At 74.6% G+C, this 21,887-nt stretch carries 19 protein-coding genes; 7 read left to right on the forward strand and 12 right to left on the reverse strand.

The window, feature by feature from the left end; all coding sequences use genetic code 11:
* Positions 1-2: 2 nt before the first annotated feature.
* Entirely contained in the window at positions 3-1,652 is a 1,650-nt protein-coding gene (locus CFP65_RS37695) for an NAD(P)/FAD-dependent oxidoreductase (RefSeq protein ID WP_104820386.1), read from the reverse strand.
* A gap of 63 nt (positions 1,653-1,715) precedes the next feature.
* Positions 1,716-2,306: a cysteine hydrolase family protein gene (locus tag CFP65_RS37700; protein WP_104820387.1), complete on the reverse strand. Its 591-nt coding sequence runs from the start codon at positions 2,304-2,306 to the stop codon at positions 1,716-1,718.
* A 126-nt stretch (positions 2,307-2,432) separates the two neighbouring features.
* On the opposite strand from CFP65_RS37700, the gene CFP65_RS37705 reads away from it, so the two are divergent.
* A complete protein-coding gene (locus CFP65_RS37705; protein WP_104820388.1) occupies positions 2,433-3,422 on the forward strand; it encodes a GlxA family transcriptional regulator in 990 nt (329 codons plus the stop codon).
* 30 nt (positions 3,423-3,452) lie between these two features.
* On the opposite strand, the gene CFP65_RS37710 is transcribed toward CFP65_RS37705, so the two are convergent.
* A complete protein-coding gene (locus CFP65_RS37710; protein WP_104820389.1) occupies positions 3,453-4,406 on the reverse strand; it encodes a hypothetical protein in 954 nt (317 codons plus the stop codon).
* A gap of 177 nt (positions 4,407-4,583) precedes the next feature.
* The gene (locus CFP65_RS37715; protein WP_158702570.1) at positions 4,584-7,829 is read right to left on the reverse strand and encodes a DUF4132 domain-containing protein; all 3,246 of its coding nucleotides are present in this window, start codon (positions 7,827-7,829) and stop codon (positions 4,584-4,586) included.
* Positions 7,830-8,184: 355 nt separating this feature from the next.
* On the opposite strand from CFP65_RS37715, the gene CFP65_RS37720 reads away from it, so the two are divergent.
* The 3 genes from CFP65_RS37720 (at position 8,185) to CFP65_RS37730 (ending at position 12,436) form a co-directional block, all read left to right on the forward strand.
* Complete coding sequence (locus CFP65_RS37720; RefSeq protein WP_104820391.1) at positions 8,185-9,129, forward strand: oxygenase MpaB family protein; 945 nt, start codon at positions 8,185-8,187, stop codon at positions 9,127-9,129.
* Between the two features lie 133 nt (positions 9,130-9,262).
* On the forward strand, positions 9,263-10,504 hold the full coding sequence (locus CFP65_RS37725; protein WP_254552777.1) for an MFS transporter: 1,242 nt from the start codon (positions 9,263-9,265) through the stop codon (positions 10,502-10,504).
* Positions 10,505-10,696: 192 nt separating this feature from the next.
* Positions 10,697-12,436 carry a TIGR03767 family metallophosphoesterase gene (locus tag CFP65_RS37730; RefSeq protein WP_104820393.1) on the forward strand — a complete coding sequence of 580 codons (1,740 nt, stop codon included), beginning with the start codon at positions 10,697-10,699 and terminating at the stop codon, positions 12,434-12,436.
* Between the two features lie 76 nt (positions 12,437-12,512).
* Here CFP65_RS37730 and CFP65_RS37735 read toward each other — a convergent pair whose 3' ends face one another.
* The 7 genes from CFP65_RS37735 to CFP65_RS37765 form a co-directional block, all read right to left on the reverse strand.
* A complete protein-coding gene (locus CFP65_RS37735) occupies positions 12,513-13,151 on the reverse strand; it encodes a hypothetical protein (RefSeq protein WP_158702571.1) in 639 nt (212 codons plus the stop codon).
* Positions 13,151-14,494 (reverse strand): DUF58 domain-containing protein, encoded by a 1,344-nt coding sequence (locus tag CFP65_RS37740; protein ID WP_104820395.1) that lies wholly within the window; start codon positions 14,492-14,494, stop codon positions 13,151-13,153. The genes CFP65_RS37735 and CFP65_RS37740 overlap by 1 nt, the downstream gene beginning before the upstream one ends.
* On the reverse strand, positions 14,491-15,531 hold the full coding sequence (locus CFP65_RS37745; protein WP_174805609.1) for a MoxR family ATPase: 1,041 nt from the start codon (positions 15,529-15,531) through the stop codon (positions 14,491-14,493). Before CFP65_RS37745 ends, CFP65_RS37740 begins: the two co-directional genes overlap by 4 nt.
* A 106-nt stretch (positions 15,532-15,637) precedes the next feature.
* Positions 15,638-16,105 (reverse strand): hypothetical protein, encoded by a 468-nt coding sequence (locus tag CFP65_RS37750; protein WP_104820396.1) that lies wholly within the window; start codon positions 16,103-16,105, stop codon positions 15,638-15,640.
* The gene (locus CFP65_RS42305) at positions 16,102-17,091 is read right to left on the reverse strand and encodes a DUF4129 domain-containing protein (RefSeq protein ID WP_104820397.1); all 990 of its coding nucleotides are present in this window, start codon (positions 17,089-17,091) and stop codon (positions 16,102-16,104) included. The genes CFP65_RS37750 and CFP65_RS42305 overlap by 4 nt, the downstream gene beginning before the upstream one ends.
* Positions 17,092-17,276: 185 nt before the next feature.
* Positions 17,277-17,819, reverse strand: coding sequence for a GNAT family N-acetyltransferase (locus tag CFP65_RS37760; RefSeq protein WP_104820398.1), 543 nt, complete (start codon positions 17,817-17,819; stop codon positions 17,277-17,279).
* A 25-nt stretch (positions 17,820-17,844) separates the two neighbouring features.
* Positions 17,845-18,630, reverse strand: coding sequence for an alpha/beta hydrolase (locus CFP65_RS37765; RefSeq protein WP_158702572.1), 786 nt, complete (start codon positions 18,628-18,630; stop codon positions 17,845-17,847).
* A 262-nt stretch (positions 18,631-18,892) separates the two neighbouring features.
* Here CFP65_RS37765 and CFP65_RS37770 point away from each other — a divergent pair, with 262 nt between their 5' ends.
* Positions 18,893-19,273: a hypothetical protein gene (locus tag CFP65_RS37770; RefSeq protein ID WP_104820399.1), complete on the forward strand. Its 381-nt coding sequence runs from the start codon at positions 18,893-18,895 to the stop codon at positions 19,271-19,273.
* Between the two features lie 161 nt (positions 19,274-19,434).
* On the opposite strand, the gene CFP65_RS41680 is transcribed toward CFP65_RS37770, so the two are convergent.
* Entirely contained in the window at positions 19,435-19,698 is a 264-nt protein-coding gene (locus CFP65_RS41680) for a transposase (protein WP_254552778.1), read from the reverse strand.
* Between the two features lie 25 nt (positions 19,699-19,723).
* Between CFP65_RS41680 and CFP65_RS37780 the strand changes: the two genes are divergently transcribed.
* Both CFP65_RS37780 and CFP65_RS37785 read left to right on the forward strand, forming a co-directional pair.
* Positions 19,724-21,031, forward strand: a complete 1,308-nt coding sequence (locus tag CFP65_RS37780; RefSeq protein WP_254552779.1) for a transposase — start codon at positions 19,724-19,726, stop codon at positions 21,029-21,031.
* Positions 20,986-21,828 (forward strand): S-methyl-5'-thioadenosine phosphorylase, encoded by an 843-nt coding sequence (locus CFP65_RS37785; RefSeq protein WP_104820400.1) that lies wholly within the window; start codon positions 20,986-20,988, stop codon positions 21,826-21,828. Before CFP65_RS37780 ends, CFP65_RS37785 begins: the two co-directional genes overlap by 46 nt.
* Positions 21,829-21,887 lie beyond the last annotated feature (59 nt).

The following is a 21,887-nucleotide window of genomic DNA, read 5'->3' on the forward strand; positions in this document are numbered from 1 at the left end:
GGTCAGAGCAGTTCGAGGGCGGCCCGGGCCGCGTTGTGACCGGGGATGCCGCTGACCCCGCCGCCCCGGACGGCGCCGGCGCCGCAGAGCAGCACGTTCGGGTGGGCGGTGGCCACGCCCCAGCGGGCGGCCGGGTCGGTGGCCGGGGTGGTGGCCGGGGTGGTGGCCGACCCGGTGGTCGGCTCGGTGGTGGGCTCGGTGAGGAAGGGGAAGGCGAGGTCGCGGTGGAAGATGTGGCCGCCGGGCAGGCCGAGTTCGCGTTCCAGGTCGAGCGGGGTCTTGGCCTCGAGGCAGGGCCTCCCCTCGGCGTTTAGGGCCAGGCAGTCGGCGATCGGCTCGGCGAGCAGCTCGTCCAGCTGGGCCAGACTCGCCCGCAGGGCACGCTCCTTGGCGGCCGGATCGGCGAAGAGCCGGGCCGGCAGGTGGAGGCCGAACAGGGTCAGGGTGTGCAGGCCGGCGGCGCCGGGGCCCAGGATCGAGGGGTCGGTCAGGGTGTGGCAGTAGATCTCCGAGGGCGGCGCGGCCGGGATCCGGCCCGCCTCGGCCTCGGCGTACGCGGTGGCCAACTGCCGGTAGCCCTCGGCGATGTGGAAGGTACCCGCGAAGGCCTCGGCCGGGGCCACGGCGGTGTCGCGGAGCCGGGGCAGCCGGCGCAGCACCATGTTGACCTTGAGCTGGGCGCCCTCGGGGGCCGGGCCGGGCGCGGTGCCGAGGAGCCGCTCGAGGGTGGCCGGAGCGGCGTTGACCAGGGCCAGTCGGGCCACCGCGGTCTTCTCCTGGCCATTCTGACGGTACGTCAGCTCGACCGGGCCCGTCCCGTCGGTGGCGAGGGCGGTCACCTCGCAGTCGGTGCGCAGCTCGGCGCCGGCCGCTCGCGCGGCCTCGGCTAGGGCGCCGGTCACCGCGCCCATGCCGCCGACCGGCACGTCCCAGTCGCCGGTGCCGTTGCCGATCACGTGGTAGAGGAAGCAGCGGTTCTGGCGCAGCGCGGGGTCGTGGGCGTGGGTGAAGGTGCCGATCAGCGCGTCGGTGAGCACCACCCCGCGCACCAGGTCGTCGGCGAAGCGCCCCTCGAGGGCCTCGCCGAGCGGCCGCTCGAAGAGCTCGGCCCAGGCCCGGTCGTCGCCGATGGCGGTGCGCAACTCCCGCCGGGTGGGCAGCGGTTCGGTGAGGGTGGGGAAGACCTTCCGGGCGACCCGGCCGGTCATGTCGTAGAACTCCTGCCAGGCCGCCCACTCCCGGTCGCCACCGGTGAGCGTCCGGAAGGAGGCCCGGGTGCGGCCCGGGTCTGCCGCGTCCACCAGCAGCCCGGTGGACCGGCCGTCGCGAACGGCGGGCGTGTAGGAGGAGATCCGGCGCCGGCGCAGGTCGAGGCGGAGCCCGAGTTCCTTGACGATGGCGTGCGGCAGCAGGCTGACCAGGTAGGAGTACCGGGAGAGCCGGGCGTCGACGCCGACGAAGGCCTGTGCCGAGACCGCCGCGCCGCCGAGCTGCGGCAGCCGCTCCAGGAGCAGCACCCGGCGGCCCGCCCGGGCCAGGTAGGCCGCCGCCACCAGCCCGTTGTGCCCGCCGCCGACGATCACCGCGTCGTACCGGTCCGACGTGCCCGCCCGACCCGGGATGTCGGTTCGACCTGACGTGTCCGCGCTCATCCGGCCACGCTACGACACCCCGGCGCGCCGGGGAAGACGGCCGCGCCGGGCTGTGGTGGCGCCTCAGCCGAGGTCGTGCGCGGACTCGACCACGATGCCGTAGAGGTCGGTGATGGTGGCGAGCGCGCCGTGGTGGATCTCGTGCGCGGTGAGCACGGTGGAGGGCGAGCGGAGCGAGCGGGTGGCGCAGGCCTCGGCGACCACGGTGGGGTGGTGGCCCCGGAGGAAGGCGCCCTCGCTGGTGAAGAGCACGCACATGTGGGTCATGAAGCCCGCGATCACCAGGTGCCCCCGCCCGGCCGCCTCGATCTGCTCGGCCAGGTCGGTGCCGTGGAAGGAGTTCGGCGCCTGCTTCACGATCACCGACTCGCCGTCGGCGGGGGCCACGGCCGGGTGGATCTCGCCGATCTCGGCGCGGATGTCGTACGGGGTGCCCTCGCCGCCGTCGTGCTGCACGTGGATGACGTGCGCCCCGGCCGCGCGGGCCCGGCCGAGCAGCGTGGCGGCGGAGTCGAGGGCCGGCCGCCAGCCCTCCAGCTCCATCACGCCGGTGGTGTAGGTCCGCTGGTAGTCGATCAGCACGAGGGTGGAGTCGGCGAGGGTGGCCGGGGTCTGGTCGAAGCCGTTGAGGGCGCGGAGGGTGGTCGAAGGCATGGTGAGGCCGCTCTCTGCTCGGTGGGTGGCTGCTGGTTCCAGCTGCGAGAACAACGCTAGGCGGGGGCTCGGATGTCGGCAATGTCGTCTAACATGCAGAAACCGACATCGGGAGCGAGGGGTGTGATGGCTGCGGTCGAGCGGTACATCGTGATCGTCCTGTTCGAGGGGGTCGATCTCCTCGACGTGACCGGGCCGCCGGAGGTGTTCTCGCTGGTCGGGCGGGAGATCCAGGGGGAGACCGGGTACCGGGTGGTGCTGGCCGCCGAGAGCCTCGCGCCGGTCACCACCTCGGCCGGGGTGCGGCTGCTGCCGGACGTCACCTTCGCCGAGGCGGCCGGGCGGAGCATCGACACCCTGCTGGTGCCCGGCTCGGTGGAGACCGACGGTGACCAGCGGGTCCGGGCCGTGACCGACCCGGCCGTGGTGGCCTGGGTCCGTCGGCTCGCCGAGCGGTCGCGGCGGGTCACCTCGGTCTGCGTGGGCGCGCACCTGCTGGCCGCCGCCGGGCTGCTCGACGGCAAGCGGGCCACCACCCACTGGTCCACCGCCCGGCAGCTGGCCGCCGAGTACCCGGCCGTCCGGGTGGACGCCGACCCGATCTTCATCCGGGAGGGCGAGGTCTGGACCGGCGCGGGCATCAGCGCCTGCCTCGACCTCTCCCTCGCCCTGGTGGCCGACGACTTCGGCGAGGCCGTCGCGCTGCGAGTGGCGCGCCAACTGGTGATGTACCTCAAACGCCCCAGCGGCCAGAGCCAGTTCAGCGTCCCGCTCGAACCGGTCTCCACCACGCGCCGGGTGGAGGAGCTGCGCCTGTACATCGCCCAGCACCTCGACCACCCGCTCTCCGTCGCCGAGCTGGCCGAGCGCGCCTGCGTCAGCGACCGCCAGCTCACCCGGATCTTCAAGACCGAGCTCGGCACCACCCCGAGCGCCTACGTCGAGTCGGCCCGGGTCGAACGGGCCCGCAACCAGCTGGAATCCACCGACGCCACCCTCGAACGGATCGCCACCGACTGCGGATTCGGCACCACCGACACCCTGGTCCGGGCCTTCCGCCGGCGCCTGGACACCACGCCGACGGAGTACCGGATCCGGTTCCGTACCAGGGGCTAGGCCGGGCTGCGCCCCGCGCCATCGACGGGACTACCTCTCCTCCGCGTTCGCGATCAGCTGCTCGGCGACACCGTGCGGTACTTCGGCGTAGGAGTCGAACCGCATCGTCCAGCTCGCCCGCCCCGAGGTCCTGCCCGCGAGGTCGTCGGAGTAGCCGAGCAACTCGGACACGGGCACCAGGGCCTGCACGACCCGGCCGCCGGCATGCCTCTCCCACGCCCGGACCTCGCCGCGGCGGGAGCCGAGGTCGGCGATGACGCCCCCCACACAGTCCTCGGGCGTGCTGACCTCCACGGCCATCACCGGCTCGACCAGCACGGGGTCGGCCTGGCGCAGGGCCTCCGTGAGGGCCCTCGCACCGGCGGTCCGGAAGGCGACGTCGGAGGAGTGGGCCTCGCGGACGAGGCCGCCGAGCAGCGTGACGCGCACGCCGATCACCTCGCAGCCGGCCAGGACGCCGGACTGCATCGTGCTCCGGCAGCCGGCGTCGACCGAAGGGACGTATGCCACCGGAATCCCGCCACCGGTGAGGCTCGTGAACTCGTACCCGGCGCCGCCGAGGGCGATCGGCTCGACGCCGATCCGCACCCGGGCGTACTGATCGGCGCAGCCGGTCTGCTTGCGATGGGTGTACTCGACACATTCGACGGCTCTGCGGATGGTCTCCCGGTAGACGACCTGCGGCCTGCTGACGTTGACCCCGACCCGGAACTCGCGTTCCAGGCGGCCGACCAGGATCTCGAGCTGCTGCTCACTCATGGCGCCGACGAGGGTCTGGCCCGTCTCCTCGTCCGGGTGGACCCGGAAGGAGGCTTCCTCCTCGGCCAGCTGCGCGAGCGCGACGCCGAGCCGCTGCTGGTCGGCGTTCGACCGGGGTTCGAGCGCGACCCGGAGGACCGGAGCGAAGCGGCCCACGGGCTCCAGGACCGCCCGCTCCACGCGGTCGGACAGCGTCTCACCGTTGAGCATGTCGTTCGGATCCATGACGGCGACGATAGCGCCGGGGCCCGCCGGGAGCGGACGGCCGGGCCCGCAGGTCCGGCCGCGCGGACGACCGAACTCCGGCTCTCGCGGAGGGCGGGCTCGACGACGTGCCGCCCGGTCGTAACAGCCCGACACGGGAGTGACCCGCCGGGAGTATGTCGCGCGGTGCGGGGTTCGCTACGACGGCAGAGCCGACTCGCTGGTCAACTCGGTGAGGTCGGCGAGGAGTTCGGAGGCGGTGAGCGGATCCAGCTGGGCGAAGGTGGCCGGGTGGGGGTCGTGGGCCCAGTGGTCGCGGCGGGTGGTGTCGAGCCAGACCTGCTCCAGAGTCTGGTCCGGGAAGGCCGTGGCGTCGCCGAGGTAGAGACCCTCGTCGAGGTGGATGAGGAGGTGGCGGCCGTCGGGGAGCGGCTTGGAGATCCAGCCTTCCATCCCGTTGCCGTCCTGCTCGCCGCGCTGCCAGCCGCGCTTGAGCAGGGCGAGCAGGCGGCCGACCGGCACGGTGTGGCCCTCGAAGCGGTGCAGGCGGTGGCCGGCGGCCTCCTCGAGGGTGAAGGCGTGGGTGGGGCGGGCGAGTTGGGGGAAGGGCTGGCTGAGGCCCTGGGCGGTGAAGAGCGCCGTCCAGGCCGCGAGGGCGGGGCCGAGCTGGAGCGGGTGGGGGAGGAGGACGGTGGCGTCCTCGGGGAGGGTGAGGGCTCGGCCGTGGAGATCGAGGTAGCGGCCGTCCTCGGCGACCCGGAAGGCGGTGCCCGCGGAGCACCAGAGCAGGCGGCGGACCAGGCGGCCGGTGAGCGGGTGGGCGACGAAGTGCTCGGCGAACTCGGAGGCGGTGACCGTGCGTCGGGTGAGCATGGCGGCTTCGAGACGGCGCGTCTGGTCGGCGGCGAGGGCGCGGGCCTCCTTCTTGAGGGCGAGGAAGTGCTTGCGCTCGGCGGTGGCCAGCTCCTGGTCGTCCCCGGCGGCGGGGGTGGGCAGGTCCTTGCGCTGCTTGCCGGCGGCGTCCCGCACGTAGGGGCGGAGGAGGTGGTCGAAGCCCACCGTGAAGCGGCGGGGGCCGTAGTCGACCACGGTGGTGGCGTCGGGGGCCAGGCCGAGGTCGGGGACCAGTCGGTCGGCGAGCTGCTCGGCGGTGAGGCCCAGACCGGCGGCCACCTCGGCGATCTTCTCCTGGGCCCGCTCCTTGAGCGCCTTGAACTTCACCCGCTGGGCGATGGCCTGCAGCTGCCGGAGGGCGGTGTCGCCGCCGATGCCGGCCAGCACGGTGAGGCCCTCGACGGCGCGGTGGTGGGCGCTCTGGCCGGGCCACTCCCGGAGCAGCGGGCTCAGCCGGCGCACGGTCTCCTCGTCCCCGAAGAAGCCCAGGCCGTAGAGCGCCCAGCTCTCCTTGGCGGGCATGGTCGCCTGCCGCCAGGCCTCGAACACCGCCCAGCCGAAGGCGGCCAAGGAGTCGGCCCGGCAGGCCGCCTTGACGGCGGCCAGGCCCGGGTACGGCTCGCCCGAACCGGAGAGCGCGAGCATGGTGAGCACGTGCCGGACGGCGGCTTCGGGGAGAGCGGCCCCCGAGGAGAGCAGCAGCTGCGGCAGGACGGCGGGCGGTAGCCAGCCGGGGAGCTCCGGGAGCCTGGCCGGCAGCCCGGTGCGCAGCGGATCGACGGGCAGGGTCTCAGCGAGGATCTCCGCCGCCTGGGCGCCGAAGCGTTCGGCGGTGGCGGCGAGCACGGCTTCGGTGCCCTCGGCGGTGGCGATCAGGCGCAGGGCCCGGGTGGCCGCGGTGCGGGCGGCTCCGGTGGGGCCGACGGCGTCGGGGACGAGCCGCAGGGCGGCCGGCAGGCCGTGCCGGGCGAACCAGGAACGGGCCACCGGGGCAACGGACTTGGGCTTGGCCAGGCCGGCGGCCAGGAAGCGGGCGGTGGCGGTGTCGAGGAAGGGGAGGAGGAGTGCGGCGTGGTCGGTGGGCTTGGCCATGGCGGCGGTGAGGGCCGCGGGCAGGGCCGCGAGGCCGTACTTGGCGATGATCGGGGGCATGGCCACCTCGGCCCGCCAGAACTGCAGGGGGCGCCAGGCGGCCACGGCGGCGGTGAGTTCTTCGGCGGGGCCGGCCAGGAGGAGCCGGTAGACCGTGGCGAAGTCGGCCGTGCCACCCAGCAGTTGCTCGGCCTCGGCGGCCCAGTTCGGGGCGGTGGGGTGGTAGGTGTGGTCGAAGTAGGGGATCGGCCGGGACCACTGCTCGTGTTCGCCGGGCAGCCAGCACAGTTGCGGTGCGGCGTCGAGTCCGAGGCCGGTGAGCACCCGGACCGGGGGGACGGCGGCGTCGGCCGCCCACGGTGGGCTGACCAGCAGGGCGGGTAGGTCTTCGGCGGAGGCTTCCGGTGCGCGGGTGGCCGATGCGCGCTCGGCCCGGACGAACTCGGCTGCCTCCGGGTCGAGTTGCGCGACGCCGACGGGACAGCGGGTGAGGTGGGCGGCGAGCAGGTGGCGGGCCGTGACGGCGTGCCTGCTCTCGGTACGCGCCAGGTCGGCCAGCAGCCGGGTGGCCCGGCCCGGGTACCGGTCCGTGGCGGCCTGGAGGGCGGGCCGGGTGTACATGTCGTCCAGGCGGCCGAGGAGGAGGGCGAAGGCAGCGTCGGTGGGGAGCTCGACCACGGCGGCCGTGAGCTCGCGGAGCTCCTCCGGGCGCACCGACTGTTCGATCGCGCGGGCCAGCATGGGCAGGCAGTCGGGGCCGACCGCGTCGGCGAGGGTGGCGAGCACGGCGGGGTCCTTCACCAGCCAGCAGTACCGCTCGGTGGCCGCCAGGTGTCCGGCCTGAGCGGGATCGTCGAGGGAGCGGTACAGCAGCGAGCGGAGCGGCGGGTAGGAGTCGCCGGACTCCGGCTGGTCGGCGATGGACTCCCCGGCCCAGCCCGGGGTGCCGGCGGCCAGGTAGGTGGTGACCAGGCGGCGGCGGGCGCTGGTGCGGCAGGCCGCCAGTGCCGCGACGGTCTGCCGGTGCGTCTCCTGGTCGGCGACGGCCAGCAACTCCCTTACCCGCCCGGCCGTGTGAGGGGCGAGGTGGCCGGGGAGCAGGCCCGTGGAGCCACGGCGTGCCAGGGCGCGCCGCCTGGGCAGTCCCGGCAGGTACTGATCGGTCTCGGCGAGCTCGAAGAGCTCCACCGCGGCTCGGGCGGCGAACACCAGGCCGTGGCGGAGCGCCCATCCGTCGGCGAACGAGACCTCCGGCCTGGCGCGGCTGACCGCGTGCGCGAGGGCGGCGGCACCGAGTGGATCGGCAGCCCCGTCGAGCCGGTGCCGGACGGCGGTCACCAGGGCCGGGTCGGAATCGGGGGAGAGCAGGAGCGCCTCGATCTCGCCCCGTTCCTCGGCCACCAGCAGTGCGGTGCCGTCCGGTGCCGTCGGGTCGAGACCGGCTACGGGACGGTACACCCTCCCGCGGCGCGGCTCGACCAGTGCACGCCAGCCGTGCGGGAGGGTGAACCTGGACTCGTCAGCCGGCCCGCAGGCCCCGGTGCCCGCCTCCGGTGATCCCGCCTCCGTGGGTCCGTGCTGCCCGGATCCGGTGCCGGCCGACGCCAACTGGTCCACGGTGCGCTCTCCTCGGGATGCGGCGAGCCGCCGGGCGCGGCCTGCGCCGGTGTGCTCGGGAGGCACCCTAACGACCGCCGCCGACACCGGCCTGGGCGGCCCGGCGGGCCGTCGGTACGCTGACAGCAGCCGATCGCGGGCCGGTCGGCGGCCGGCCGGTGTGGAGCCGGCCTCGGGTCGGCGGAGAGGCGGGGGCATGGCGGCGGCGGACGGGTGGCGGGGGCCGGTGGCCGCGCTGCGGGCCAGGCTGTTGGCGGAGATCAACTCGACGGTGCACGGGGACGACCTGCACCTGGAGCGGTACGACCGGCCGGCCGGTGATCCGGGGCTGTTCGGGCCGCGGAGCGTGGTGTGGCGGGTGCACGGACACCCGGCCGGGATGCTCGCGGGCGGGTTCGCGGCGCTGCTGCTGCAGTCGCTGCACCCCTTGGCGATGGCCGGGGTGGACGCCTACTCCGACTTTCGGGAGGACCCGACCGGGCGGCTCAACCGGACGGCGCGGTTCGTCTCCACCACGACCCTCGGCTCGACCGAGGCGGCCGAGCGGGCGATCGAGGCGGTCCGGCGGATCCACCCGCGGATCCGGGGCACCGCCCCGGACGGCCGCCCGTACCGGGCCGACGACCCGGCGCTGCTCACCTGGGTGCACACCGCCGAGGTGTACTGCTTCCTGACGGGTCATCAGATGTTCGCGGACCGGCCGCTGACCGGCGCCGAGAGCGACGCCTACCTGGACGAGGTGGCGGTGATCGCCGAGCGGCTCGGTGCCACCGGGGCGCCGCACTCGCGGGCCGAGGTGCTGGCCTATCTGGCCGAGATCCGTCCCGAACTCCGCGCCACCCCGGCCGCGTTGGAGGTGGTCGAGCTGCTGCGCGGGTTCGGCCGCAGTGCTCGGGAGCGGGCCGTCGTCCATCTGCTGACCAATGCCTCGGTGGGCATGCTGCCCGACTGGGCGCGGGCCGAACTCGGCATCCGGCGGCCCCGGTCGGTGCGCGAGGCCTGGGACCGGCCGGTGGCCCGGGTGGCTGGCCGGCTGATGGTCTGGGCCTGCGGCGACTCGCAGATCCGGGCCGCCGCCGAGGCCCGCGCGGCGGCCGCACCGGCGGGCCGGGCGCCCGCCGAGGTGGTGGCGGCCGACTGAGTCGAAGGTCGGAGCGCGGGTGCCGTCCGGGATCTTGGCAGGGCCCGGTGCGGCCCCTATAGTCGGCCGGACATGAGCCTGTCTCATGTTCTGTGGCTCGCCGGTCGCCCGGGGGCCACCGGCCGAAGGGGGCGTGACCGTGGCGCACCGCGCGCTGGAGGAGCCGACCGCACGGGTGGGCGCGGGGTGGACGGCCTCGCTCAGCCTGGCCTCGCTCGCCGTGTTCATGGGGTTCTTCACCCCTATCCAGATCCTGCTGCCGCTCCAGCTGGAGCAGCTGGACGCCGCGCACAAGGCCGGGCTGCTCGCCTGGGTGACCGGCCTCGGGGCGTTCGTGGCGATGCTGGCCAACCCGCTGGCCGGGGCGCTCTCGGACCGCACCACCTCGCGCTACGGCCGCCGCCGCCCGTGGATCCTGGGCGGCGCGCTGCTCGGCGCCGCCGGGCTGCTGCTCACCGCCGCGCAGCACACCCTGGTGGGCCTCGCCCTCGGCTGGGCGCTCGCCCAGCTCGGGCTCAACGCCATGCTGGCCGGGGTCACCGCCCCGGTGGCCGACCAAGTGCCGGTCGCGCAACGGGCGGTGGTCTCCGGCTGGACGGGCATCAGCCAGTCGCTCGGCCTGGTGGTCGGCGCGCTGCTGGTCACCGTGGTGGTCAGCGGCATCCTGCCCGGCTACGCGCTGACCGCCGCGCTCACCGTGGCGCTCGCGCTGCCGTACGTGCTGCGCCACCGCGAGCCGGTGCTGCCCCGCGAGCTGCGGGCACCGCTGGACTGGCGGGCGCTCGCGGCGGGCTACTGGGTCAGCCCCCGGCGGTACCCGGACTTCGGGTGGGCCTTCCTGACCCGGTTCCTGATCAACCTGGGCAACGCCATCGGCACCCTCTACCTGCTCTACTACCTCACCGACGCCGTGCACTACCCCGAGCCCGACACCGGCGTGCTGATCCTCACCGCCGTCTACACCCTCGCGGCGCTGCTCACCGCGATCCCCGCCGGAGTGGTCTCGGACCGGACCGGGCGGCGGCGCGCCCTGGTGGTGCTCTCCTGCGCGGTGATGGCGGTGGCCGCGCTGCTGCTGGCGTTCCTGCACAGCTGGCCGGCCACGGTGGTGGCCGCCGCCGTGCTCGGGGCCGGGTTCGGCGTCTACCTGGCGGTGGACCAGGCGCTGGTGACCCAGGTGCTGCCGGCCGCCGCCGACCGGGCCAAGGACCTCGGGGTGATCAACATCGCCAACTCCGGCCCCCAGGTGCTCGCCCCGGCGGTGGCCGCCCCGGTGGTCGCGCACCTGGGTGGCTACCTCGGGCTCTACCTGGTGACGGCGCTGGTCACGCTGCTCGCCGCCGGGCTGGTGCACCGGATCCGGGGCGTGGCCTGAGGCGGGGATGGCGGCAGATTCCCGGCGAATCAGGGCAGACCGACGGTCTGTCAGGCACCAGTCGTCCCCGGTGCACCATCGGGCCGCCGACTGCTGTTCAGATCGCGGCCACGCCGGGCTAGCATGCTGCGTCACGCGAGTTACCCGTCGGTACGAGACCGTCGGGAGCCGGCCCACCCCGGGGAGAAAAGCATGTCCGCAGTCAGCAGGCGAAAGTTCGTCACCGGAGCCTCCGCCGTGGCTGCAGCCGCCGCCGGTCTCGGCCTCGGGGCCGGCCGGGCCGCCGCGCTCGACCAGCAGCTCGCCCTGACCGCCCGCCGCGCCGTCAGCGTGGGCGGCACCACCCTGGAGCAGGCCGCCGCCGGTACCGGCACGGGTTACCAGCGCCTGCAGGCGGGCCCCGGCTGGCCGCTGGTGGTCCGTACCGAGCTGGCCGCCGCCAGCGCCGGCCGCGACGACCGCCGCACCGGCCTGGCCAGCTTCGTCCAGTTCACCGACCTGCACCTGGCCGACACCGAGTCGCCGGTGCGCTTCGAGTACCTGGCCCGCTACAACGGCAGCGCCTACCGCCCGCAGGAGCTGCTCACCGTGCGCGGCGCGTCTGCCCTGGTCGAGCGGGTCAACGCGGTGGCCAACGGCCCGTACACCGGCCTGCCGTTCTCGATGGTGATGGCCACCGGCGACAACACCGACAACCACGAGCAGATCGAGCTCGACTGGTACCTCTCGGTGATGAGCGGCGGCCGGATCACCCCGAGCACGGGCGACGTGACCCGCTACGAGGGCGTGCAGGACTCCGGCAACGCCGGCTACTGGAACCCCGAGCTCGCCTTCCAGGACGACTACAAGGCCAAGGGCTTCCCGCAGATACCCGGCTTCCTGGCCGCCTCCGCCCGCCCGTTCCAGGCGCCCGGCCTGGACACCCCCTGGTACACCACGGTCGGCAACCACGACGACAGCATCTCCGGCACGCTGCCCGACCTCGGCTTCCAGCGCTCGCTCTACACCGGCGACCGCAAGATCGAGGGCCTGGACGACGCGGACGCCGCCAAACTGGCCGACAAGCTGAAGACCGACCCGGTCGGCGCCGCCTGGCAGTTCATGCTGCTGATGGCCAATAGCGGCCTGGTCCGCAAGGTCACCCCGGACGCCCGCCGCGCGCCCTTCAGCCCGACCGAGTTCGCCAAGGCCCACCTCGACCCGGCCTACACCGGCCCGGGCCCGTTCGGCCACGGCTTCACCTCGGACTCGGCCGCCAGCGGCAAGCTCTACTACACCGCCCAGATCGCTCCCGGCGTGCTCGGCATCAGCCTGGACACCACCAACCGGGCCGGCTGGGCGGACGGCTCGATCGGCACCGAGCAGCTCAACTGGCTGGAGTCCGTGCTGCGTTCCAACAGCAGCCGGTACTACGACAAGAACGGCAACCTGGTGCGCGGCGGCACCGCCGACCAGCTGATCGTCATCTTCAGCCACCACACCAGCACCAGCATGGGCAACACCCTGCCCGACCCGTACCACCTCTTCGACGGCCGCCACACCGGCGCCGAGCTGGTCGCCCTGCTCCAGCGCTACCCGAACGTGGTGGCCTGGGTGAACGGCCACACCCACCGCAACCAGATCACCCCGCACGGCCACGCGGTGCCCGAGCGCGCCTTCTGGGAGATCAACACCGCCTCGCACATCGACTTCCCGCAGCACGCCCGGGTGATCGAGGTGGCCGACAACGGCGACGGCACGATCTCCCTCTTCACCACGCTGATCGAGTCCAACGCCGGCTACACCACCGACTTCGGCGACACCTCCGACGCCGGTCTCGCCGCGCTCTACCGCGAGCTCTCCTTCAACGACCCCAACGGCCGCCCGGTCCAGCTGATGGGCGGCGCCGGCGACCACAACACCGAGCTGCTGCTGACCCGCCCGGGCCGCTGAGCGGAGTGAGACGGAAGGCCGCGCCCTCCCCTCGGGGAGGGCGCGGCCTTCGGCGTCTGCGGGTCACCGGGACGGGCTAGCGAGTGGGGCGGCCGCCCCGGGACCAGAGGGCCAGGCCGGCCACGGCGGCCGCGCCGAGCACGGCGAGGGCGGCGAGCGCCGGGCCCCAGCTGACGCCGGTCAGCGGCGCCGAGCCGGCGGCGAGCACCAGGGCGGCGGCGCCGTACGCGGCGGCCACCACGCCGTGGGACCGCCACTGGAGCAGCCCGGCCGGGCCGGCGGCCACCGCGTCCACCAGCAGCAGGTAGCCGAGCAGCAGCGCCGCCACGCAGGCCAGCACCCAGACCGGCGGGGCGGTGAGCGCGGTGAGGATCACGGCCCCCGCCGCGAAGGCGGTGTTCCGGTGCCGGGCCAGCATGGCCGGCCAGCGGGCCGAGTGCCGGACCGGCCGCCCGACCGTCACCGGGCCGGCCCACCAGGCCAGGGCCAGGGCCGGCAGGGCCAGGGTGACCCCGAGCCGGGGCGTGGTGGCGAGCAGGCTCGGATCGGCCGCCGCCAGGGCGAGGGCCAGGGCCACCGGACGGCCGAACGCGGGGACCTCGCCCGCGGGTTCGGCGATGGTGTCCGGGGCTGGCTCGGTCATGGCGGGCTCGGTCGTGGTGGGGTGCGGCATGGCGGGGGTGCCCTCCGGGGCGGCGGGAACGTGAGGGGGCATCAGATCCGTCCCTGGATGCGGCTGCGCAGCAGTGGGGCCAGCGCCAGGTCGAGGCTCTCGCCCGGCTGGGCGGCGAGCACCGGCAGGCCCTTGACGCGGAGCGCGTACCGCATCGCCTCGCGGTCGAACTTCCAGAACTCCAAAGCCAGTTCGCCGGCCGCCCGGCGGGCGGCGGAGCCCTCCTCGGGCACCGGGTCGCCGATCGGGATCTCGACCACCACGACCGCGCAGCCCCGGCGGCTCAGGTCGCGCAGCACGTCGAGCATCCGCTGGTCGGTCAGCGAGGTCACCGCGTAGACCAGGGCGCCGGCCGGGATCACCGGACGCGGCAGCCGCGCCAAGTCCGGTACCTCGTACCCGAGATCGCTCCGGACGTCGAGCACCGTCTCGATCAGCCGGTAGAAGTACCCGGCCCCGGTGGCCGGGGTCAGCCAGCGGGTGGTGCCGCCGATCGAGACCACGCCGACCCGGTCGTGGCTGCGCAGGTACGCGCGGACGATGCCGCTCGCGGTGCGCACCGTCTCGTCCAGGCTGGACCGGCCGGTGGCCGGGTCCGCGTAGTCGCTCAGCGCGTCGATCAACACCACGGTGTCGGCGGCGCGTTCGGCCGCGAACTGGGTGATCTGCACGCTGCCCCGGCGGGTGGTGGAGGGCCAGTGGATCCGCCGCTGCCGCTCGCCCCAGACGTGCGGACGGACGCCCTGCACCTCCAGACCCTCGCCGCGCTGACGTGAGGTGTGCTCACCCAGGTGCTCGGGCAGCCGGACCGGGATCGGGGTCAGGGTGGAGCGGGCGGGGGAGGGGAAGACCTCGATCTGGCCCAGCTCCACCCGCAGCGTGCGCCGGGCCAGCCCGGCCCGGTCGTACAGGTCGAGGTCCAACGGGCCCAGCGTCCACCGGCCCCAGCGGGTGGCGGTCAGCCTGAGTTCCACCAGCGGACCGGTCACCGTGAGGTCGGCCAGCGCCAGGCCGGGCCCCGGGTGCAGGGCCGGGTCGATCCAGCTCGCCGTGCCGTCGAAGGTGAGCCGGACTCGCACGGTGACCGTCTCGTCCTCGAAGCAGCGCCGCTGGTCCACCTCGGCCGAGGCCGTCAGCCGGGTCGGCCGGCTGCGGCCGGCGGCGGCCAGCACCAGCAGCACCAGCGGACCGGCCGCCAGCGCGAGCAGCCGGCCGTTGCCGGTGAGCAGCGCGGCGGCGGCCGCCACGGCGGTGACGGTGAGCAGCCGCAGCGCCCGCTCGGTGGCCCGCCAGACGGGCGGCGGCGGAGCGCTCGGCCGGCTGAGCGCCACCGGCGCACCGCCGGGGTGGCCGAGCACGCGGGCGGCGGGCGGACGGCCGGTCATGACCGCGCGGCGGCGGCGGTGGCGGCCGGGGCGGTGGCCGGGGCGGCAGCCGGGGAGCCGGGCGCGGTGGCCGGGGCCGGGACGGTGTCCACCAGGGCCGCGATCACCTCGTCGGCGTTGATCTGCCGCACCCAGAGCTCCGGCCGCAGCGTCACCCGGTGCGCCAGCGCGGGCACCGCCAGCGCCTTCACGTCCTCCGGCACCAGGTAGTCACGGCCCGCCAGCACGGCCCGGGCCCGGGCCAGTTGGAGCAGGGCCAGCCCGCCGCGCGGCGACGCGCCGACCTGGATCTGCGGGTGCGAGCGGGTGGCGTCCACCAGCGCGACCACGTAGTCCACCAGCGCGTCGTCCACCTCGACCCGCTCCAGCGCGGACCGCATGGCCACCACCTCGACCGGGTCGGTCAGCCGGGCCAGCGCCGCCTCCGGCGCCGCCCGGGCGATCCGGGCCCGGAGCATCGCCGCCTCCTGCGGCACCGGCAGGTAGCCCATCCGCACCCGGAGCAGGAAGCGGTCCAGCTGCGCCTCCGGAAGGCTGTAGGTGCCCTCGTACTCGATCGGGTTGGCGGTGGCGATCACCACGAAGGGCTCGGGCAGGCGGCGGGTGACGCCGTCCACCGACACCTGGGCCTCGGCCATCGCCTCCAGCAGGGCCGCCTGGGTCTTCGGGGGCGTGCGGTTGATCTCGTCGGCGAGCAGCAGGTGGGTGAAGACCGGGCCGGGGCGGAAGACCATCTCGCCGGTGCGCTGGTCGTAGAACGGCGCGCCGGCGACGTCCGAGGGCAGCAGGTCCGGGGTGAACTGGATGCGCTGGAAGTCGAGCCCGAGCGCGGTGGCGAAGGACCGGGCGAGCAGGGTCTTGCCGAGCCCCGGCAGGTCCTCGATCAGCACGTGGCCGCCGGCCAGCACGCCGAGCATGACCAGTTCGAGCGCCTCGGGCTTGCCGACCACGGCGCGGCCGACCTCGTCGAGCACCTGCCGGGCGCGGTCGCCGGCCTGCTGCGGGGTCAGGGCCGGGGCGGGGTGGGTGGTGGTCACGGGTACTCCTCGGAAGCGGTGGAGGCGGCGGCAGCCGCAGGGCGTGCGACCGCGGTGCGTGCGGCTGCGACCCGGGCAGGGAGGTTCAGAGGGCGTGCGGGAAGGCTCAGAGCGCGTGCAGACCGGCGACGGCCGCGCGCAGGGTGACGGGTGGGATCGGCAGCGGCGGGGTGGTGCCCGGGGCGATCAGGGCCCAGACCTCGGGCGGCACCAGGGCGGCGGCACGCTCCGGCTGCTCGTACAGCGAGACCGCGTGCCGCTCGGCCAGCCGGGCGGCGTACAGCCGTTGCAGGCGGGGGATCAGCAGCGGGCCCTGCTCGCCGCGTGCGGTGAGGCTGTCCTCGACCACCCGCTGCCAGTCGCCGAGCCCGGGCCGGCGGGAGTCGAGGGTGCGGACGGCCAGCCGGAGGCCGCTGTCCTGCGAGGCGAACCCGGTCACGTACCGGGCGGTGATCAGACCGACGGCCGTCAGCAGCCCGGCCCCGGCGACCGCCGTGGCCGGACCGCCGACCAGGGCGAGGGCCACCTCGACGACGGCGGCGACCAGCAGCAGCACGAGGAGCAGGGGCTTCATCGGCTCGCCACCTCCTCGGGGGCTTCGGCGGCCGCGGCGGCCAGTTGGGCGGCGATGGTGTCGAGGGCGGCGCGGGCCCGGTCGAGGTGGTGGGGGGTCATGGGGTGGGTGGAGTAGCGGGCCTCGCGGAAGAGTTCGGCCAGGGCCTGCGGGGCTTCACCGGCGAGGCGGCCGTCGGCGGCGGCCCGGGCCAGCAGGTCGGAGGGGCTGTCGGAGGCGCGGCCGGGTACGCCGGAGTCGGCCAGCGAGAGCTCCATCGCCGCGTAGCAGGCGATCACCGCCGTCCGGACGTCCTCGCCGTGCAGGGCGCGGCGGCCGGAGTCGACGGCCTCGGCCAGGGCCTGGTCCGGCTCCTCCGGCGGCGAGTCGAAGAGGCCCGGCGCGGTGGCGGCGCGGCGCCGGAGCAGGTGGCCGTAGTGGCGGTACAGCAGTACCAGGCCGACCACGGCGGCGATCGCGACCAGGGTGAGCGCGATGATCCCGAGCAGCGGGCCGGCCGAGTGGTGGGTCTCGGTGGGGGCCGGCGGGTGGGTCGGCGGTGGCGGCGTGGTCGGCGGGCCGCTGGGCGGCGGCAGCGGGTCGCTCGGGCTGGGCTCGGGCGCGGGCTCCCGCAGGGGGTGGGGCCTGCCCGGCAGCAGGAGCAGGGTGAGGGGCAGCAGCACGGTGGCCATCGGCAGCAGCACCCCGACGGCGGTGACGAGCCGTTCGACGGCCGGGTGGGTGCCGGGCTCGTCCCGCCGCCGGGCCCGGTGCCGGGTGATCAGCACGGCTCCGCCGAGGGCGGCTCCGAGCGCCAGCAGCGCGGTCAGCCCGCCCTGTTCGCCGAGCGGCCCGCCCGCGTGCCAGGCCGGCGGTCCGTCAGCCGGCCGCAGCGCGAGCGCGGCGAGCGCCAGGGCGCCCACCGCGAGGGCGGCCGACAGCGGGCGGTGCCAGTGCCGCCGACCCGGTGGGCGACGGTCCTGGCCGCCCGAGTTGCGTGGGTCCATACCGGTGATTCCCCCGAGTCCCCCGTGGTGCCCGCGCGGGCTGGGCGGCCCGCACGGATGTGCAGGGCGTCAGCCTGCCACAGGTGGTTCGGGCGCCCACCGGCAGGGCCGGTGATCTTCGCGCGGGCGGGGGCGGCCCGTGGATTGGGCTCAGGTGACGGGCGGGTGCGAGGTGTGGCCGGGGCTCAGGCGACGGGCGGGTGCCAGGCGCCGAACCACTGCTCGGCGCCGTACTCCTCGAACCGCTCGACCTCCGTGAAGCCGAGCTTGGCCGCGAGCCGCATCGAGGGCTCGTTGGCGGTCTGGGTGCAGAGCACCACCGGCTCCCCGGGCAGCGCGCCGACGAACCAGTCGAGCGCCGCCGCGCAGGCCTCGGCCGCGTAGCCCCGGCCCCAGGCGGTGGGGAGGAAGACGTAGCCGAGCTCGGCCTCCTGACCCGCCGGGGTGAGGCGGCCGAGGCGTCCGGCGTCCGGGCGGTCGAGGGTGACGGTGCCGATCGTCTCGCCGGCCAGCTCGACCACGAAGAAGCCGGGCCGGTTGCCGGGCACCTCGGGGACATTGCGTTCCAACTCCTCGCGCGGGACGGGCCCGCCGAGGTAGGTCCGGACCTCGGGGGAGGCGAAGAGCTCGATGGCCGCCGCCCGGTCGCGGGCCTCGGACCGGCGCAGCACCAGTCGTTCGGTCCGGATCGGGGCGGGCGGCCAGCTGTCAACCACAAGATCACTCATGTCGGGCACGCTACCCGAGGCCGGTTCACTGCACGGAGGAACTCGGGAAGCCGGCGGGGTCGGGGAACTCGGCGGAGTCGGGGAAGCTGTGCGGCAGCGGCAGGTCGAGGCCCTCGGCGGAGCTCGGGGCCAGCGAGAGCGCGGCGGCCACCTCGGCGGGGTAGGGGTGGAGGCCGAGCAGGCCGCCGGTGAGCCGGGCGGTGGCCCGGTGCCAGTCGCGGGAGCGGCGCAGCAGCGCGTGGTCTGCCCCGTGCACGGTGTACCCGGCGACGTGGGCGCCGGCCGCCCGGGCCTCGGCGGCGAACCGTCGGGTGGCCCTGGGGTCGGTGATCCGGTCGTGGTCGCCGTGCAGGGTGAGCAGGGTGCGCCCGTCGAGCTGCCCGGCCGGGTCGGTCTCCGGACACCAGGGCGCGAGCGCCACCACACCGGTGACGCTCGGGTGCCCGGCGGCGCGCAGCGCGGCCCGGCCGCCCATCGAGTGCCCGATCAGCACGGTGGGCACCGGGCCGAGCTCCTCGGCCAGGTCGTTGAGCGCGGCGGCGGCGTCCCGGGCGGCGTCCGCCCGGCTGCCGTTCCACCCGCGGTGCCGGTAGCGGACCTCGCCGACGGCGATCTGCGCCCCCGCGGTCTCCCGCGCCACGGCCCGGACGAACCCGCACATCCGCAGCCGGGGCAGGTTGAGCGGCCCGGGCTTGCGCTCGTTGGTCTCCTGCCCCCCGTGCAGCACCAGGACGGCCGCGCTCGGCGCCTCCGGCCGCACCCGCCAGTGCAGCGCCTGGTGCCCGGATCCTCTGCTCGTACTCCGCCGCATCAGTTCTCGTACCTCTCGACAGCCCCCCGGCTTGAGGCGGCCACTGTACGCCGGGGAGGAGCCGCCGGGCGAGAAAGCTGTACCACCGAGGCTACCGACGAGTAGGCTCGCGGCGGGCCGAGGCGTGCGGCGGACTCGTCGACGCGGTCGCCGACCTGCCGACTCCCGTCCCCGGTGCGGAGGTTCCCGCGCCTCCCCGCCCGGCGTTCCCGCGCCTCCTGCCCGGCATTCCCGCGCCTCCCGGCCCGTAGAGGAGACCACCGTGTCCCGTGCGCACCGCGCCCCGCTCGCCCTCGCCGCCCTGCTCGGCACGGCCGGCGTGCTGCACTTCGCCAAGCCCGCGTTCTTCGACCCGCTGGTGCCGGAGCAGCTGCCCGGCGGACCCCGGTTCTGGACCCACCTGAGCGGCGCGGCCGAACTGGCCGTCGCGGCTGCGGTGGCCGTCCCGGCGACCCGCCGCACCGGCGGACTCGCGGCGGCGGCGCTGTTCACCGCCGTCTTCCCCGGCAACCTCAAGATGGCCCACGACTGGCGCACCCGCAGCGCCGCCGAGCGCGCGGTAGCGTACGGACGCCTGCCGCTCCAGGTACCGCTGGTGGTCTGGGCGCTCAAGGTCCGCCGCTCGGCGGGCGGTAGCCGGTAGTCGACGGTCGGTCGGCCCGGGCCTCGGCGGCCGGTAGTCCCTCGGAGGGTGACAGGTGCTCCGTACGGGGAGGACGCGTGCTGGGGCGGCGGGCTGACGCCTCGTAGGGTGGTGGGCACCCTCCCTCACTGTGGACGGTGCCCACCACAGGGATCAGGCGGTCACGTCCGCTGGAGTGGTTCCACGTTGCTGGTGGGTCGGACCTTGACCAGCTCGGGGTACTCCTGGCGCATCCGCCGGGAGCTGGCGCCCTTGAGACTGTTAGCCAGTTTGGGCAGGGTGACCTTCGACGGGAAGTCCACCAACAGGTGGACGCGGTTGTACTCGCCGTTGAACCCGACCAACTCCACTTCCAAGCCGGCGCAGAGGTCCGCATGGCCTCTTCGAGCCTGGTCACCAGTGCGGAAGTTCTGACACTCAGCCATGGACCAACACGGTACGGTGATTATCGTGCAGCTCAGGTACAGCTTCCGCTTGTACCCGAACGGGCCGCAGTGTTCAGCACTGGCACGGGCGTTCGGGTGTGCGCGAGTGGCTTTCAACGACGCGTTGCGCGCCCGCGAGACCGCCCGTGCCGCCGGGTTGCCGTTCGTGACGTCGGCGGAGCTGTCCAAGCGGCTCACCGCGTCGAAGGAGACTCCCCGGCGGGCGTGGCTCGGTGAGGTGTCGTCGGTGGTGTTGCAGCAGTCCCTCCGAGACTTGGATACCGCCTACAAGAACTTCTTCGCCAGCCTCAAGGGCAAGCGGTCGAAGATGGGACCTCCCCGCTTCAAGAGCCGGAAGGACACCCGGCAGGCGATCCGCTTTACCGCGAACGCCCGGTGGAAGATCGCGCCGGGCGGAGGCCTGTGGCTGCCGAAGATTGGCGACGTGCGGGTTAGGTGGTCCCGCACGCTGCCGTCGGTGCCGTCCACGGTGACCGTGGTCAAGGACGGCGCGGGCCGGTACTTCGCGAGTTTCATCGTGGAGACCGATCCCGCCGCCGACCTTGTGCGGATGCCCGACACGGACCACGTGACCGGGATCGACCTGGGCCTGACGCACTTCGCGATCCTGTCCGACGGAACGAAGATCGACAGCCCCCGCTTCCTGCGCCGTGCTGAGAAGCGGTTGAAGAAGAAGCAGAAGTCCCTGAGCCGCAAGGCCAAGGGCAGCAAGAACCGTGAGAAGGCCCGTGCCGAGGTGGCGCGGGCACATGCGACCGTGGCTGATGCCCGGCGCGAGTTCCACCACCAGCTCTCAACGAAGGTCATCCGTGAGAACCAAGCGGTGGCCGTTGAGGATCTGGCGGTCAAGGGGCTCGCCCGAACCCGCATGGCCAAGAGCATCCACGATGCCGGGTGGTCGCAGTTCGTCACGATGCTGGAGTACAAGGCCGTCCGATACGGGCGGACCTTTCTGCGCATCGGCAGGTTCGAGCCCACCTCTCAGGTGTGCTCCGCGTGCGGCGTCAAGGACGGCCCGAAGCCCCTCAACGTCCGTGCGTGGGCGTGCGGAGCATGCGGGGCCGTCCTCGATCGCGACATCAACGCCGCCGTCAACATAGCCAAGGCCGCCGGACTGGCGGTGTCAGCCTGTCGAGCGCAGGTAAGACCGGTACTCGCACCGGCGCAGCGCGAAGAAGCAGGAACCCACCGAGACGGTCAGGCGACCGTGGTAGGAATCTCCGGCCTTGAGGCCGGGGAACGGAAGTCAACGAAGGGGCAGTGCACATGGCCGACACCACCTCACCCAGCCTCCGCGCCGAGCTCGGCGTGATCGGCGGCTCGGGGCTCTACGCCTTGCTCGACGACGTCACCGAGGTTGCCGTGCAGACGCCGTACGGGGCGCCGAGCGACTCGCTGTTCGTCGGCGAGGTGGCCGGTCGCCGGGTCGCCTTCCTGCCCCGGCACGGCCGGGGCCACAGCCTGCCGCCCCACCGGATCAACTACCGGGCCAACCTCTGGGCGCTGCGCTCGCTGGGCGTCCGCCAGGTGCTCGGGCCCTGCGCGGTGGGCGGGCTGCGGGTGGAGTACGGGCCCGGCACACTGCTGGTGCCGGACCAGTTCGTGGACCGGACCACCGGGCGGATCCAGACCTACTACGACGGGCTGCCGCTGCCGGACGGGCGGCTGCCCGAGGTGGTGCACGTCTCGATGGCCGACCCGTACTGCCCGGACGGGCGCCGGGCGGCCACCGCCGCCGCGCGGTCCTGCGGCTGGGAGCCGGTGGACGGCGGCACGCTGGTGGTGATCGAGGGCCCGCGGTTCTCCACCCGCGCGGAGAGCCGCTGGTTCGGCGCCAACGGCTGGTCGGTGGTCGGCATGACCGGTCACCCGGAGGCCGTGCTGGCCCGGGAGCTGGGGCTCTGCTACACCTCGCTGGCGCTGGTCACCGATCTGGACGCGGGGGTGGAGGCCGGCGAGGGCGTCACCCACGCCGAGGTGCTGGCGGTCTTCGGACGGAACGTCGACCGGCTGCGCACCGTGCTGTTCAAGACCCTGGAGAGCCTGCCGACCGAGCGGGACTGCGTCTGCTCGCACGCCCTGGACGGGCTGGAGACCGGCCTCTACTGAGGTCCGCCCGAGGACCGTCGGTCCGCGGGGCCGGCGGTGAAGATGCGGGTGATCACTCG

Origin of the sequence: Kitasatospora sp. MMS16-BH015 (genome assembly GCF_002943525.1) — a bacterium.
Classification (GTDB): domain Bacteria; phylum Actinomycetota; class Actinomycetes; order Streptomycetales; family Streptomycetaceae; genus Kitasatospora.